Source organism: Methanobrevibacter thaueri (assembly GCF_015062905.1).
GTDB lineage: Archaea > Methanobacteriota > Methanobacteria > Methanobacteriales > Methanobacteriaceae > Methanocatella > Methanocatella thaueri_A.
The window spans coordinates 26,952-43,061 of sequence record NZ_SUTK01000012.1; the positions used below are offsets into that span (position 1 = coordinate 26,952).

Genomic DNA, 16,110 nt, shown 5'->3' on the forward strand with positions numbered 1-16,110 from the left:
CAATTAAAAATTATTCTAATATATGTTCCAAACCCACTTTGTAAATCATTTCTATGTGAAGGTCTGTGAGTGAATATCTTGCCATCTTACCTTCCTTTTGGTATTTGACAATATTATTTGCACGCAATATTCTCAATTGATTTGAAACTGTTGTTTGGTTTAAATCAAGTGCTTCGCAAATATCACAAACACATAAATCCTCAATACTAAGCAGGGAAATAATTTTTAATCTTGTTGGATTTCCAAATATTTTAAAGAATTCTGATAGCTCAGCGAATTCAGTTTCGTCAGGTATGCGTTCACGTACACGGTCAACAACATCTTCATGAGAGTTAAAGACCTCACACATATCATCGTTTTCGTTTTCAAGATTATTTTTTTTCATTTCCATCACATATATTATATATTTACATATTATGATATGTTTATGTATTTAAATGTTGTCATATCATGATATCGTGATATATTAATTTAAAAAAATAACTCATAAAATAGATTATTAAAATTTAAAAAAAGAGTGATAAAAAACAATTCTAGATATAACAAATATCTATTTTAAGCACCGCCTCCAGGAATATCCTCAATATCTTCTTTCAAGTAATTTATATTTTCAACAAGCAAAACATCCTTAGGATATTTAATATTACCTAGAGAATGAGTCTCCAAAACGTTGCATTCAAAAATTTCATAAATAAAAACATCTGTTGCATAAACTGAAGGAATCCTGCTTGCATCCTCCTGACTCATAATGACGAACATACCATCTCCTGAGAAAACTGACTTATTTCCCAAGGATTTCATCCAGGCCAATGTGTCATTATCATAACCCTCATAGTAGGACTTGTTTTCAATATCCTCTATCAAGTCAGGCAATGGAAACGGCCCCTCAGAGGACACATTCAATGTTGTTTTATTCAAATCATCGGATGAGTTATCAATTGCATACAATGAAAAAATTCCCAAGATTGCCACAAGCACAATAATAATTGCAATCAGTGACTTGTTCATTTAAGCACCTCCAAATTGATACGTTCAATGCTTGATATTATATTGTGAAACTTCCTTCAAAAACTTTATTCTTTAACTCTTCATGGGGCTTATCCAATCTAAACTCAAAAGTGTCCGGATTTGCGACATACATATGTGCCAGGGCGATGCCCATGTCAATCTGATTCCACGCTTCCATTTTCTTATTCAAACGGAGCCTTTTCCTATTCCTATATAGATTATAGCTGCCGCCATCATCATGTGTAAAGTACCATGTCTGCGTGTTTGCGGCTGAAGGAGCATATCTTGCAGGCATTAATCTGCTGTCGCGCTCGTCTGAAATCTCACATATTATTTTCCTTTCAAACTGAGAGAGTTCACGATAGATTTCGCCGTGAGGCTTGCCGAATATCATCATGATTACAAAATCCTGTTCAGGATTTGGATTTTCATAATTTTTAGGGCTTCCAGCGCCAATCCAGCATGATCCGATTCCCCTGCTTTGAAGGTACAAATCAGCCTGCTGAAATATGAAACCTATATTTTGCAGATAATTTTCCTTACTTTCTGAAAATATCAGCAAGCAATGAGGAGACTTGAATCTCTGCAACATCCTGAATTTTTCAGGCCCCACAATATCATAGCTCCATTCAATGTTGGGATTCAATACTTTAGCATTGTCTATAAACCGTCTTAATTCATTTAAGGTTTCTGCATCCAATGGAGATTTATCATAATTTCTGATTGACTGCCTTTTGTATATCGCTTCTTTAAGATCCATATTATCAATTGATTAAAATGATTCAAAAAAAAATAAAAAAAGTTAAGTAACTGCCGGAGCAATTACTTTTTAACTACCAATTTTGAGCTAGCGGTTTCATTTTTGTAATGAACACGAACTTTATATGTTTTGCCAAGTGTAACTTTAGCGGTTTTCTTGTTAAATATGAGTTTCATTATTGTCTTTTTAACTTTAACCGCAAAGGTGATTTTAGCAATACCCCTTTTGTCTGTTTTTACAATAAATGATTTGCCGTTGATTTTGAAGGAAACCTTCTTGCCTGCAATTGCCTTTCCATTACTCCATTTGAGTGTTGCCTTTAAGACCAATTTCTTTGCGGTCTTTTTAACAGAGAAGGACTTTTGAGTTTTTAAAGTATTTTTAACCTTAATAGTGTTTTTGAGAGTAGTTCCTTTATATGTTGAAGTAATAGTATATGTTTTTGGCTTTAAGTTAATAGGCAAGGTTGCATAACCATTTTTATCAACTTTGACTGCATATGTAACACCATTCACTGTCATTTTTACGGTCTCGCCTGCAGCAGGATTCCCATTGGCGTCGAAGACTTGGATTTTGTAATTGTTTCCAAGATAATCCATTACCAGATCCTTTCCGAACAATGTAGGCAGACAAGTGATTTCAATGGTGTCCTGTACAGTTCCTATTACTGCAGTCACTGTACCTGTATTACCGCTTGAGGAGAATTTGATGGCATCTCCAAAAGTGACAACCTTCTTGTCGACATTGCCGTTTGTTGAAACGATTGTTAAGTTAACAGGTTCCAAAAGGGTGTAATCACATTTGCCAACGACAGATTTGGTACTGTTGTCGTATACAAATAGAGTGAATACTATATTGGATGTACCCATGTATGAAACTGAATCAGGGTCTGCTATAGCATTCAAAAAGAGCCAATTGTTGAATTCGTAACCCATAACTTTTGGAGAATCCATATAATTGGTTGCATTATGACCAAACCAGTTATTGTCAAGGCATAATCTTTCCCCATTAGCCACAATATCATAAACACTATCGGAATCCAGGAAAATGTTATAGGTTATGTTTGTACCTGATGCGGAATCAACCGAAAGGACTGAATTTTCTGCAGTGTTGTTCATGAACAGGCACCCGGATATTGAATCTTCGATGCTTTCACCACATAAATAAACAATTCCGTCAAGCACAGCACCATTGGTTATGAAGTTGGAATTGAACTTATTCTGGAGTGATGTTCCATTGATAAGAATTGCTGCACCCAATCCTGCAACATTGCCTAAGAAGTTGGAGTTGAATGTGTTGTTTTTAACAGCACCTATATAATCCTGGTCAGAAACAAAATCTAGTGTATAAATAAGTAGTGCACCTCCTGCCTTGGCTTTGTTAAGTGCAAACTCACCAGTGAAAATAGAGTTTTCCAGAGCTCCAGCAATACACATTGCACCGCCCAGACGGGTCGGCAAGACAAAGCCACCATATTCTATTTCTTCACCATCATCAACATCATAATCCAATACGTTGTTATTTATGAAATTAGCATTTATTTGAGTATTATTAATGTAGACTGCCATAATAGCACCGCCTATCGCAGCAGTGTTGTTGGCAAAGATACCGGAAATAGTGGAGCCATTCAAATATGGGGCATCAATTGCACCACCAATCTTTGCGATGTTATGGATGAAGTAACCGGAAATATTGGAATTTATTACAAAGTCAATGCCTCCTATCGCACCTCCTAACTCATTAGCCATGTTTTCGACAAAATAACCTTCAATACTGGAATCCTTCAAAATTCCGTCAATGCATATTGCACCACCCCATGCAAGCTTATCAGCGCCGATTAAATCTTCATTATTAATTGCGAGATTTTCCATGAAACTGCCGTTTATAATAACATTTTTAACAACATTAGCAAAAATTGCGCCACCTTGCACAGCGTAACTACTGCTAAATTCTCCAATAATATTGGAATATTCTACACTTGAAAGCCATAACGAACCTCCAATTCCTGCATGGTTATGTGTAAAGTTTCCTACAATATCATCTTTAATGGCAAGCCCTAAAACACAAAGGGCACCACCTGCAACAGCACCATTGTTATCTGCAAACTTACCTACGATAGCAGAATTTTCTACAATTCCAACAACAGATATGGCACCGCCAAAACCAAGAGGCATATCGTGTTCTTCAAGGTACTGTCCAATTTCTTCTACCAATGTAACATTGTCAACATATTCCCCAATAAATGAAATAATACGTTCTAAAACATACTCCTTAACTTGCTCATCATGACTAAGGGAGAAATCTGCAGTATTGCCTATGAACTCAGAACCTATTTCAGTTCCGTTAACAATTCCTGTAGAGATTGCACCACCTATCAAAGCGACATTAGTTGAAAACTCACCGTCAATTTTAGATTTCATTATAATTGGAGCATTTATTGCGCCACCCATCAAAGCATAGTTCTCCTTGAAAGTGCTTGTAACATTAGAATTAAGCATTTCAGCGGCAAATATGGCGCCACCTAAATTAGTAGCCCCATTTGATAAAAAAGAGCCTGATATGGAGGAATTTTGTAACACTTCCTCAACAAATATTGCGCCACCGCAACCTAATAATTCCTCAACTGACCAACTCTGGTCTAAACTGCCTGCAGTATTATTGAAGAAATCTCCATCTATTGTAGTATTTATAATAGAGGGAGCAAAAATTGCACCTCCCATTAATGCATGGTTATTGGCAAAATAAGCAGAAATTATGGAATTTTCGATAATCCCCTTGATCAGTATAGCTCCGCCAAGAGGGGCAGTATTATTTATAAAGTCGCCGCCAATTAAACTATTTTTCAAACCGTTCTGAAAAATAAGTGCGCCTCCACAATCATCAGACATTCCATTTTTGAATGTTATTCCAGTAATCTTAATTTCTTCAGCATAAATATCAAAGAAGTTTTTTTCACCCTTTGCATCAAATATTACTTCACCAAAGCCATATTTATCAAATGTTAAATTATTATTGATAGCCAATCCTATATTACTCCCAATACCAGTATATTCTCCAGCAGCAATATGAATTATGTCTCCATCTTTCCTACCTTCTGCATTTAAAGCGTTATATAAATTTGAATATGGATTTTCATAAGTACCATATTCATTACCACTATAACTGGAATTAACATAACATTCTGACACATCAGTTAAGATTTCTTCATTATTTGACGCTGCCAGTGCATCATCGCTTTCATCATTCACAGATAACTTTAAAGTATCATCCTGTATTTCGTCTGTCGCTATATCATTTGTTATTGCATTTGTTTGTGTATTATTTTCTATGGCAGCAACATCGCCCGCATCTTCAGCTGCACTAACGCCAGATATTGCAACCAAAGCTATGAAAAATATTGCCAGCACCATCCATTTCTTGTCCAACATAAAAGTATCATCTCGCTTACTTTTAGTTGATAATAGTTTTATTTTAAAGTATATTTATTTGTTGCCATAATGCTAAATAATGCTGAATATTTTTTATAAAAATAGCGAATAATTAATGTTGGTTCGAAATATTAAAATTCCAGTTGTTCAGCAATGCACATCTTGCAAACCGCATTCGGAGACTCAAGATTGGCATCCTTGACCGGACAGTAGAATTTGCCGTCTTTCTCTTCAACATATAGAGAACCTGGAAATGGAGTGCCCACCGGGTGGATGGGTTCCTCAAGAATAAAAGTAGTGTAAATTGAAATTATTCCATAGATTAATGGAAATTTGGTCTTTGAAGTGACTGATTCGTTAATATGATATGACTTTAAAGTTGATATGGCATCAATAAACTCCTCTTTGTCAATGTCATGTCCATACCTGTTATTGTCGCTGTGAACATCCTTGATACGGCCTAAAAAGTATTTGACATAGACACCATGACTTTTTTGTTTATAGTTATCCTGCACATATTTGCTTTCCTCAATCATTTCCGCATTGACCGCCATCAAATCAAATACTGAAATGGTTCCCGCATATTCCTTCAATATATCTAAAACGGATTCTGTTGAGATGCTTTCCTCATTTGAAACAACGTTTGAAAAATCATCATACATATTCACTGAATCATTCATAAAACCATCTAAAAGATATTATATCTATTAAAAAATAAAAGGGTTTCGGCAAGACATTGATCATTCAATTCTCAAACCATCTAAACCGCATCGAATACGCCTTCTCAAAAATTCAAAAAAGATAAATAGGAATTTCAAGAAAGAATTTAATTGATTTTAATTTTGAATTATATGCGGAAAATGATAGCTATGAATGAAAATTACATGTCAACAAACAGATTGGAAGCGTTTTATGATGCAATTATCGCAATTATTGTAACAGTTTTGGTTTTGGAATTGCCACAACCTGCCACTGCATCAATTCAATCTATTTTAGCACTTAAAACTGCATATTTTGCCTATTTGATAAGTTTTTTAGTTTGCACCAACCTATGGCAATATCATCATATAATTTACAATCATGTTGAAAGGATCAACGCAAAAATCATTTGGCAAAATATCCTTTTGCTATTGATTATTTCATTACTTCCTTATTTAACCACATTTGTTGCAAATAATCCTTTTTCTTTACTTGCCGAAGTATTATACGGATTAGATTTCATTATAGTCAATATCATATTATTTTGGATGGCAAAATCCTTGCTGGAAATTAATCCCGACCAAGAATATCTATCAGAAGCTTTAGCTGTAAAAAATGCATTAGTTGTTCCATTCATACTTTTCATTATCGGTTTGGTAATTGCATTTTTAGGATATCCCTTTACAATCAGCATCTGCTGTTTGATATCAATCATAAGGTCGATTATTTATTCAATTAAAAACTGATTATAATGCCTATTCAACATCTTTAAGTGCCTCAACCATATTCAAATCATTTATCTTTTCAGAAAACAGCAAATTGACACCGATTGAGATTGCAAAAGTTATGGCTGCAGACAACAATATGTTTCCCCAGGTCAAGGTAGGAACATAGTAAAGTGAATCCCCTGCAGCATTCATCATGAGCGTCATGAAGTAGAATCCCAAAGGAATTCCCAAAATAAAACCTATGGCTGTGAAAATCACGTTTTGAGTCAGCAATAGCTTTCTTAATACATTTGTCTTGAAACCCAAAACCTTCAATGTGGCAATTTCCCTTTCCATTTCAGTGAAGGACAATATCTCCAGATTGTATAAAACTAAAATAGCCAATGCCACCGCCACAAATGTCACCACATAAACCATCATCATTACAGCTGAAGTCATCTGGTCCCAGCTTTCCTTCATTCTATCAACGCTTGAAGTGGATTTTATTGAATCGAAGTTTTCACCGAATTTCTCATCAGTGATAATGTTTGTAGGAGTGAAATTCAATCCCTGATCCTCCAAGGTATCAGGAGACATTATCAGACCCTGTGAGATTGGTTCTGCATGTATCTGGCCAATTTTTGATGTTACCCACTTATCTTCACCAACAATGTGCCATCTGATTTTATCTCCAATTTTCAGATTGAACTTTTCAGCCAGTTTAGTTGAAATTGAAACATCCCCTTCATCGATGTCAATTGGATTGCGATTGCTATCCGTGTATGATATCAAATCTGTGTTGTTTGATACCAAAAGCCCTACCGTGTCTTCTCCACCATTGGCCTTCATTTCAATTGATTGCTGCATTATAAAGCTGCCATCTGTTTCGTTTAAAATATAATACAGCTCCATTGGATTGGCATCATTTGAAAGCAGCAATTTTGACTCATAATGATTGATGTCATCATATTCCCATGATTTCAGCTCATTCATACTGTCATTCATTCCGAATGCCGCAATCAGCAGTGCCACGCAACCCATAACTCCAACTATTGTCATCAATGCCCTGAAGTTGTTTCTTCTTGCATCACGCCAATTCCATCTGAAATTGAAACTCAAACGCTTCCAAAACCTTGATTTCTCGATAAAGGTGTTTGAAGAGTTATGGGGAGCTTTTGGCCTTAATGTATTGGCAGGATTCTCCTTTGAAATTCTTCTGCATGAAAAATAGGTCACCAATACTGACAATGCAACCATCAGCCCTGCAATGTAGATGAAACTAATGTCGAACCCCGGATGCCAGCTAGGCATACTGTAGCTTGTCATCATAGTCGGATAAAACATACGCGGAATTATAACTGGTCCAGTAACCAATCCAAGGAATGCACCAGCAAGAACCGGCAAGAAAGCATATGAAAGATAATGTAGAATGATTGTCTTATCCTTAAATCCCACCGCTTTGAGAATCCCGATTTGATTGCGCTGATGAGTGACAATTCTAGTCATTGTAGTTAAAAGAGTCAGGAAAGTAACCAAAATAAAAACAATCGGAAAAACATCACCAATCATCTTGTGTTGTACCATCTCATCAGAGAATTTGGATACACTTAAATGGTCCTCTTTTTTAGTGACTGACAGATAATCTATTGAATCGAGTTTATCCTTAAAATCATCATAAGACGAATCATATTTGACAAGCAGAGTATTGTATTCTAAATCTTTCGGATATGCTTTGGCAGAAAGGTATGCAAATCCCATTTGATAAAAATCGGGAGTTAATGAACTTGGAGACACTTCGTAGATGTATTCAGGAGAATAGCCAAGTCCCCTAATTTCTTTTGTTATTGTTTGATTGTCAAACTCAAGGGTTATCTTATCCCCCACTTTTAAATCTCGAGCATCAGCAAAACGGGCATCCAACCAAATGCCTGATGCATCATCAGGATTAAATTCCTCACCTTCAGTGGCGTAAAATTTGGAAATCGTTCCATTTTCTATAAAGTGCAGCTTGACATCAGGCTTGTTATCAAGCTTAGCTTGTGATTCAATGGCTTCCTGCCTGTCGGATTGGGTTGTGAATTCATTGACCTTATCCAGTGAAGCGTCATCAAAATCAGTGCCGTAAATCCATGCATCAGCCATGTTCGTATCGGCGTAAAACCCGTCGGAAGTCTGCACTAATCCATAATATTCCGCATAAATTCCAGTATATGCAAAAATGCCTAAAAATGCCATTAGGAATATCGCAATAAATTGTGCTTTGTTGATTTTTATATCCCTTAGCATTTTTTTAGATAAAGACATGATATACTATATGAAAAAAATAAGATTTAAATTTAAAGGGCAACTAAAACATTCACCATTCCAAATCCGTAATCTTTTTCGGATTTTCATTGATGACAATACTTTCAATTTGGCCGTTTTTAATCCTAATCACCTTATCTGCGGCTTCGGCCAAAATTGCATTGTGGGTTACGATGACAACAGTGGTTCCCTTGCTGTTGCTCATGTCCTGGAGCAGATTCAGAATTAGAACACCCGTCTTAGAGTCCAATGCCCCTGTTGGCTCATCACATAAAAGCATTGTGGGCTGTTTGGCCACTGCCCTTGCGATGGATACCCTCTGCTGTTCACCGCCAGACAATTGTGCCGGAAACTGATCCGCATGGCTTTTGAGATCAACAGATTCCAAGACGTCCAATCCATTGATATTGAAATCAACAATGTCACTCATGAGCTCAACATTTTCAAGGGCAGTCAGGTTTGGAATCAGGTTATAAAACTGAAATATAAATCCCACGTTATTTGCCCTGTAATCTGTTAGTTCATTATCATCAAATTCCTCCACATGATTGCCATTGACGATAATCTGACCTGAAGTAACAGTGTCCAGACCTCCCAAAAGATTTAGAAGGGTTGATTTGCCCGCACCTGAAGGACCGAGAATTACAACAAATTCCCCCTCATCTATTGTGAAGTTCACATTGTCCATGGCTTTAAGAATGTGGTCTCCTGTTTTGTAAATCTTATCAACATTTTTGAATTCGATAATTGTGCTCATTGGTTAATATATTATATTCTAATCAATAATAAATTTTCAACTTGAAAGCGAAAAATGAAAAAAACAATAATTATAAAACACTTCAGAACTAAAATTATATTATAATAAAATATTACAGGAAAAATCCAAATGTCATTTAATAAAGATGAAATGTTAATTATGCCTGCAGTAGACATCAAGAACGGTAAATGTGTCCAGCTTGTCCAAGGCGAACCTGGAAGTGAAATGGTTGAAATAGATAATCCTGAACTTGTTGCAAAGCATTGGGAAGATTTGGGAGCTAAAAATATCCATGTAATTGATTTGGACGGAACAATCAATGGAGTGGCCAGCTTTGACATTATCAAAAGAATCCTAAATGAAGTTAGTGTCCCTATCCAGCTTGGAGGAGGAATAAGAAGCACAGAATATGCCCGTCAATTGTTAGACCTTGACATTGAAAGGATAATCATTGGAACAATGGGGATTCAGCAACCGGAAACAATCACTGAACTTTCAAACGAATACGGTTCCGACAGGATAATGATTTCACTTGACAGCAAAGACAACAAGGTGGTCATTAAGGGATGGCAGGAAAAAATTGACAAAAGCCCAAGTGAAATTGCAAATGACTTTAAGGACCATGGTGCAGGAAGCATTCTGTTTACAAATGTTGATGTCGAAGGGCTTTTAGGCGGATTTTACACAGAACCTGTAGAAAAACTTAAAAAAACTGTAGACTTGCCTATTGTCTATTCCGGTGGAATAACAACAATAGATGACATTAGAAAACTAAATGAAAGTGGTGTGGAAGGAATTGTAATCGGTTCTGCACTTTATACTGATAAAATTGATTTGACTGAAGCTTTAAAATATCAAAAGAGGTAATTGAATGAAAGTAATGGCGACCGGAACATTTGACATACTCCACCCTGGGCATGGAGTTTACTTGGAAGAGTCCAGAAAGCTCGGTGGAGAAGATGCTGAACTTTATGTTGTTGTTGCAAGAGATGCAACAGTTGAAAGGAGAAAAAGAGTGCCCATCGTTGGAGAGGACCAACGTTTGGAATTGATTAAAATGTTAAAACCCGTAACTGACGCTTATTTAGGTGATGCAAATGGGGATGTTTTCAAAATCGTGAGAGAAATTGACCCTGACATCATTACCGTTGGGGCTGACCAGAACCACGATGTCGGAAAGCTACAGCAAGCCCTTGACAAAAGAGGATTCAAGGCAAAAGCTGTGCGCATTGAAAAATATCGTGATTGTGAACTTGACAGCAGCTGTAAAATAATTAGAAAAATTGAAAATACTGATTTCGAAGGAAAAATTTTAGATCATTGTGAAGATTAAGGAGAGTATAATATGTTTAAAGTAGCAATAATAGGAGCAAGTGGATATACTGGGGGAGAGCTTTTAAGAATGCTTACAAACCATCCTGAAGTTGAAATTACAGAAATCACTTCAAGACAGTATGAAGGAACTCCAGCACACAAAATCCACCCACACGTTAGAGATTCAGGACTTGTATTCGAAAACAAAAGTCCATCCGAATTGGATGCAGACGTCGTATTTACCGCAACACCTCATGGTGCATCAATGAAAATCGTGCCGGAAATCCTTGAAACCGGTGCTAAAGTAGTTGATTTAAGCGGGGATTACAGATATCGTGACACTGAGGTTTATGAAAAATGGTATGGCATGGAACATACAGACAAGGAAAATAAAGGTGTATTTGGACTTCCTGAACTATACAGGGATGAAATTAAAAAAGCAAATCTTGTTGCAAATCCGGGATGTTTCCCAACCGGCGCAATCCTATCCTCATATCCATTGGTTAAAAATGATTTGGTCGACAGAATTATAATCGATTCAAAAACCGGAGTTAGTGGAGCAGGAGTTAACCCGTCAGCAACTACACATTACCCTAACATTGCAGATAACGTAAATCCATATAAGATTTCTTCACACAGACACATGTCTGAAATCCAACAGGAATTGCATGGATTTGACGATGTAAAAGTATCATTTACACCACATCTTGTGCCTGTTAACCGTGGAATTCAAACTACCAGCCACAGCTTTTTGACTGATGAAAACCTAGACATCACACCTGAGGAAATCAGAAAATTATATGAAAAGGAATATGGTGGAGAATTCTTCATCAAACTCATGGATGAAGGGGAAATTCCTCACTTGAGTTCAGTTCGCGGATCCAACTTCGTACATATCGGAGGATTTGAAATTGATGATACCGGAAGACTTGTAATGTTATCCGCTATCGACAACCTTGTCAAAGGAGCATCAGGCCAAGCTATACAAAATATGAACATCATTCTAGGAATTGACGAAACATTAGGCTTAAGACACTTGGGTCTTCATCCTTAAAATTATACAAGAAGGTAACAACATGAAAAGAATAATTATATATTATTCAAACGGAGGAACAACGGATTTGGTTGCTAAAACACTAGCTAAAAACTTAAATGCAGATTTAGTAAGAATTCATGACTTAAAAAATCGTGATGGATTCAAAAACAGATTATTTGCGTCAATCAATGCGTTTAGAGAAACAAAAACAGACATTATTCCCGCCAAAGTAGATTTAAGAGGATACGACACAGTATATTTTGGAACTCCTACATGGAATGGAAATCCTACTCCAGCAATTTTAACAATTATCGACAGATGCGACCTTAGGGCAAAGGATGTTGTCATATTTGCCACAATGGATGTCAACCGTGGCGAATCCAATGTCAAAAGACTTGAGGAAAAAGTAAAATTGCGTGGAGCCAGAGTGATTGAAAGCTTTACAATTGCAACTAAAGACAAAAACCCTGAAAAATTAGTTAGTGATACTGAAGCAATAATTGAAATAAAAGATTTGAAAATGTATTAGGTGTTGATATGGTAAAATCTGAATTAAAAATTAAAGCTATTGAAAACGGCACTGTTATAGACCACATTACAGCAAACAAAGCACTGCACATTCTAAAGATTTTAGGTCTCCCAGATGATGAAACCACTAATGTGACAGTGGCGATGAACGTATCATCTGGCCAAATTGGAAGAAAGGACATTGTGAAAATTGAAAACAGGGAAGTTGACCATAACGAACTCAATCAGATTGCTTTAATCGCTCCAAAAGCTACAATCAACATTATCAGAGATTTCAAACCTATCAAAAAAGACAAAATTGTTCTTCCAAAGAAGATTACTTCAATAATCAAATGCACAAATCCAAAGTGCATTACAAATTTTGAAAATGAGCCTATAACACCTATTTTCAATGTCGTTAAGGAGTACCCTCCAGTGGTCAGATGCCATTACTGTGAAAAATTAATAAAAACAGAAGATATCGATAAGCAATTCGAATAATCTTCTATTTATTTTTTAAATAATCAGCCAATCTTTTGGATAATGCAAGTATTGTTAATATTGGAGGCTTACCTGGAGATATCGGCAATACGCTTGCATCACAAACAAAGAGATTGGAAACTTTGGTTTCCAGATTACTGTCAACCACATCACCTATTTTTGCAGTCCCTCCAGGGTGTGCTCCCCTGTAGACTGTTGAGCCAATCGTATTTGGGTCAACACCCGCTTTTTCAAGAATGAATCCTGCTGTTGCGACACCTTCAGCCAGATATCTTATATCCTGTATGGTATTTGTCTTATAAACCTCGCCATCGTCATCAATATATCCTTTACATTCATCAGGTGTCTTGACCATGATGCTCAGTATGTCATTATCAGTAACTGAATCATCAGGAATGTTTGCACGAATGAATGATGAAAAGTGAGGAGACAGAACAAAGTTTTCGCCTATGACCAAACCGGCCATCTGCACTTCAGTATTGAAGTTGATATCCTTTAGATACCCTCCAACTGATACGAACGGATCAAAGAATATTTCACGTCCCGCATCGATTCCGGAACGTCTTAAAATCAAAGCTGAGGATATCGCACCTGCAGACAATATCACATAATCGCCGAGCAGCTCTTCTTCATTACCGTCTTTTATAAACTTGACTCCTTTGATTTCATTATCCTCAATGATCAATTCTGTCACTTCAGCTTCGGTGACTAATTCCGCACCAGCTTCAACTGCCTCATCAACAAAGTCCTTTCCGGACCATTTTGCATCTGCAGGACAACCAAATGCACATTTTCCGCATTGAATGCAGTCCTCTTCACGTATTGCCTTTGGCATCTTCAAGGTTTGAAGTCCAAGTTCACGGCCCGCATCAAGAAATGCCTGTGTTCCGGCACCAATGTGTGAATCATCAAGCTGGTGAACACCCACCAAATCCTCAACGTATTCATATGCATCGGTCAAGTCGATATCAAACTCATGCAGTTCCTCGTCCAGTGCCCGTACCATGTTAGACATTGACACGATTGTCGCTCCGCCGATACAGGTGGTGGTCAACAGGTCTACTGAGCTGTTGTACTTATCATAATAATTAAAAGCATCCTTTGATTTAATATACGGTCCCTTTTCCAGAATTGTTACAGGAAGATTATTCAATGCAAGTTCCCTTGCAAGAATTGCTCCGCCTGCACCAGTACCTACAATTATAAACATTCAATCACCAAAAATTATTAACGATTGTTATATTATACATCCTAGTTAATAAAGTTTTTTTAATAGATAATATAAAATTAGTATTGTATAAATCTTTTTGAGTGATAAAATGGAAGAATATATAAATCTATTTGAAAATGTTATTGCAAAAACTAGCCCAAAAGTGGATTACATAGATATCAGATTTGGAATGGGCGATAATACTTCCATATTAATGAAAGATGGAAATGTAGATGAAATCAACACAGGAATGAGCTTAGGAGCAAGAATAAGAGTGTTGAATAATGGAGCATGGGGTTTTGCATATACAACAGACTTATCAAAAATCAATGAAATAACTGAAACCGCTTTAAAATTATCAAATTCACTTAAGGGAGATGTCGAATTAAGTGAAAGTGATGTTGTCAAGGACAAGGTGGAAGTGGATGTCAAAATACCTTTTAAGGACATATCCATTGAAGAAAAAAATGACATCATGAAGCAGGCCAATGACGCAGCCACTATCGACAAGGTGAACAGTACCACAGTAAGCTACGGTGACAGCGAAGTCAATGAACTGTTCATGAACAGCGAAGGCAGCGAAATTCAAGTGAAGACATCAAGGGTCAGAATGGCATTGAATGCCTCTGCAACCGATGGTGAAATAATTCAATTTGGACATGGAAGCCTTGGAGGAGTCAAAGGATTTGAAGTGATTGCTGATGCCGACATTGAAGAATTCGGAAGAAAAATCGGTGAAAAGGCAGTCAGATTACTTGATGCAAAACCTGCACCATCAGGCCAATTTCCAGTGATAGCAGACCCTGAACTGACAGGAGTTCTAATTCATGAGGCATTGGGACATGCAGTTGAAGGCGATTTAATATTGCAAAATGATTCTATCCTAAAGGACAGAATCGGCACACAAATCGCATCAGACATTGTAAACATCTTTGATGACGCAAGCCTGAAGGACGGCTTTGGATATTATCCTTATGATGTTGAGGGAATAAAAACAAAACCTAATCAGCTGGTCAAGGACGGAAAACTAATTTCACTTTTAAATTCAAGATCAACTTCATCAAAGCTTGGAATGAAATCCTCTGGAAATGCAAGATCAATCATTGCAGACCAGCCGATTGTCAGAATGAGCAATACATTCCTGCAACCAGGAGATATGGAAGTCAGCGAATTGTTTGAAGGCATTGATAATGGAATCTATCTTAAAGGTTCAAGAGGAGGCCAAGTAGATACAGGGAAAGGCATTTTCCAATTCAATGCAGCTGAAGGATACATGATTGAAAACGGCGAAATCACAACACCTCTAAGGGACGTGTCATTATCCGGAAACATTCTGGAAACATTGAAAAACATTGATGCAATCGGCAATGACTTTAAGTTGAGCGTTGGATTTTGTGGAAAAGACGGTCAAACTGCACCTGTAGGTGATGGCGGACCACATACAAGAATTTTAAATGCACTTGTAGGAGGAATGGGATAAATGATAACTGATAGAGCAGGAGACTATTTAGTCGATGTTGCAATGGCATCAGTCAAATATCACCTGGATACGGGAAAGACATTAGTGAAACCTGACGATTATCCGATTGAATTAGATGAGAAGTTGGGAGTTTTTGTAACAATAAACAAGAATAACAAATTAAGGGGATGCATTGGATATGCAGAACCGGTCAAACCGGCAATTGATGCAACAATAGATGTTGCAATAGCTGCAGCATTCGAAGACCCAAGATTTAATCAAATCAGCGAAAAAGAATTCGAAGAACTGGAATTTGAAGTTACTGTTTTGACAAAGCCTGAAATGATTGTCGTTGCACACCCTGACCAGTACTTTGATGAAATAGAAATCGGCCGTGACGGACTAATAATACAGAAGGGA

Annotated in this window: 16 protein-coding genes; 8 read left to right on the forward strand and 8 right to left on the reverse strand. The window is 36.9% G+C overall.

Features of this window, described 5'->3' with window-relative positions; genetic code table 11:
• Positions 1-10: 10 nt before the first annotated feature.
• From E7Z79_RS03925 to E7Z79_RS03945, 5 genes are all read right to left on the reverse strand, one after another.
• Positions 11-385, reverse strand: coding sequence for a helix-turn-helix transcriptional regulator (locus E7Z79_RS03925; protein WP_303738670.1), 375 nt, complete (start codon positions 383-385; stop codon positions 11-13).
• Between the two features lie 170 nt (positions 386-555).
• A complete protein-coding gene (locus E7Z79_RS03930) occupies positions 556-1,008 on the reverse strand; it encodes a hypothetical protein (RefSeq protein WP_303738671.1) in 453 nt (150 codons plus the stop codon).
• Between the two features lie 37 nt (positions 1,009-1,045).
• On the reverse strand, positions 1,046-1,768 hold the full coding sequence (locus E7Z79_RS03935; protein WP_303738672.1) for a nitroreductase family protein: 723 nt from the start codon (positions 1,766-1,768) through the stop codon (positions 1,046-1,048).
• 62 nt (positions 1,769-1,830) lie between these two features.
• Positions 1,831-5,196, reverse strand: coding sequence for a carboxypeptidase-like regulatory domain-containing protein (locus E7Z79_RS03940; protein WP_303738673.1), 3,366 nt, complete (start codon positions 5,194-5,196; stop codon positions 1,831-1,833).
• Positions 5,197-5,327: 131 nt separating this feature from the next.
• Positions 5,328-5,876: a DUF2115 domain-containing protein gene (locus tag E7Z79_RS03945; protein WP_303738674.1), complete on the reverse strand. Its 549-nt coding sequence runs from the start codon at positions 5,874-5,876 to the stop codon at positions 5,328-5,330.
• A 180-nt stretch (positions 5,877-6,056) separates the two neighbouring features.
• On the opposite strand from E7Z79_RS03945, the gene E7Z79_RS03950 reads away from it, so the two are divergent.
• Positions 6,057-6,641, forward strand: a complete 585-nt coding sequence (locus E7Z79_RS03950) for a TMEM175 family protein (protein WP_303738675.1) — start codon at positions 6,057-6,059, stop codon at positions 6,639-6,641.
• Between the two features lie 9 nt (positions 6,642-6,650).
• Here the strand turns inward: E7Z79_RS03950 and E7Z79_RS03955 are convergent, their stop codons facing one another.
• The gene (locus E7Z79_RS03955; RefSeq protein ID WP_303738676.1) at positions 6,651-8,906 is read right to left on the reverse strand and encodes an ABC transporter permease; all 2,256 of its coding nucleotides are present in this window, start codon (positions 8,904-8,906) and stop codon (positions 6,651-6,653) included.
• A gap of 52 nt (positions 8,907-8,958) precedes the next feature.
• Positions 8,959-9,663: an ABC transporter ATP-binding protein gene (locus E7Z79_RS03960; protein WP_303738677.1), complete on the reverse strand. Its 705-nt coding sequence runs from the start codon at positions 9,661-9,663 to the stop codon at positions 8,959-8,961.
• A gap of 129 nt (positions 9,664-9,792) precedes the next feature.
• Between E7Z79_RS03960 and hisA the strand changes: the two genes are divergently transcribed.
• The 5 genes from hisA to pyrI are packed head-to-tail and all read left to right on the forward strand — an operon-like array spanning position 9,793 to position 13,021.
• Positions 9,793-10,530 carry a 1-(5-phosphoribosyl)-5-[(5-phosphoribosylamino)methylideneamino]imidazole-4-carboxamide isomerase gene (hisA, locus tag E7Z79_RS03965; RefSeq protein ID WP_303738678.1) on the forward strand — a complete coding sequence of 246 codons (738 nt, stop codon included), beginning with the start codon at positions 9,793-9,795 and terminating at the stop codon, positions 10,528-10,530.
• Between the two features lie 4 nt (positions 10,531-10,534).
• Positions 10,535-10,996 carry an FAD synthase gene (locus tag E7Z79_RS03970; protein WP_296783837.1) on the forward strand — a complete coding sequence of 154 codons (462 nt, stop codon included), beginning with the start codon at positions 10,535-10,537 and terminating at the stop codon, positions 10,994-10,996.
• 12 nt (positions 10,997-11,008) lie between these two features.
• Positions 11,009-12,031, forward strand: coding sequence for an N-acetyl-gamma-glutamyl-phosphate reductase (argC, locus tag E7Z79_RS03975; RefSeq protein WP_303738679.1), 1,023 nt, complete (start codon positions 11,009-11,011; stop codon positions 12,029-12,031).
• 22 nt (positions 12,032-12,053) lie between these two features.
• Positions 12,054-12,542 (forward strand): flavodoxin domain-containing protein, encoded by a 489-nt coding sequence (locus tag E7Z79_RS03980; protein WP_303738680.1) that lies wholly within the window; start codon positions 12,054-12,056, stop codon positions 12,540-12,542.
• Between the two features lie 8 nt (positions 12,543-12,550).
• Entirely contained in the window at positions 12,551-13,021 is a 471-nt protein-coding gene (pyrI, locus tag E7Z79_RS03985; protein WP_303738681.1) for an aspartate carbamoyltransferase regulatory subunit, read from the forward strand.
• Positions 13,022-13,025: 4 nt separating this feature from the next.
• On the opposite strand, the gene E7Z79_RS03990 is transcribed toward pyrI, so the two are convergent.
• Positions 13,026-14,231 carry an FAD-dependent oxidoreductase gene (locus E7Z79_RS03990; RefSeq protein WP_303738682.1) on the reverse strand — a complete coding sequence of 402 codons (1,206 nt, stop codon included), beginning with the start codon at positions 14,229-14,231 and terminating at the stop codon, positions 13,026-13,028.
• A 109-nt stretch (positions 14,232-14,340) separates the two neighbouring features.
• Here E7Z79_RS03990 and E7Z79_RS03995 point away from each other — a divergent pair, with 109 nt between their 5' ends.
• Both E7Z79_RS03995 and E7Z79_RS04000 read left to right on the forward strand, forming a co-directional pair.
• Positions 14,341-15,711: a TldD/PmbA family protein gene (locus tag E7Z79_RS03995; RefSeq protein WP_303738683.1), complete on the forward strand. Its 1,371-nt coding sequence runs from the start codon at positions 14,341-14,343 to the stop codon at positions 15,709-15,711.
• Positions 15,712-16,110, forward strand: a 399-nt coding sequence (locus tag E7Z79_RS04000) for a TIGR00296 family protein (protein ID WP_303738684.1), incomplete at its 3' end; no start/stop codon positions are given. It lies immediately after the preceding gene.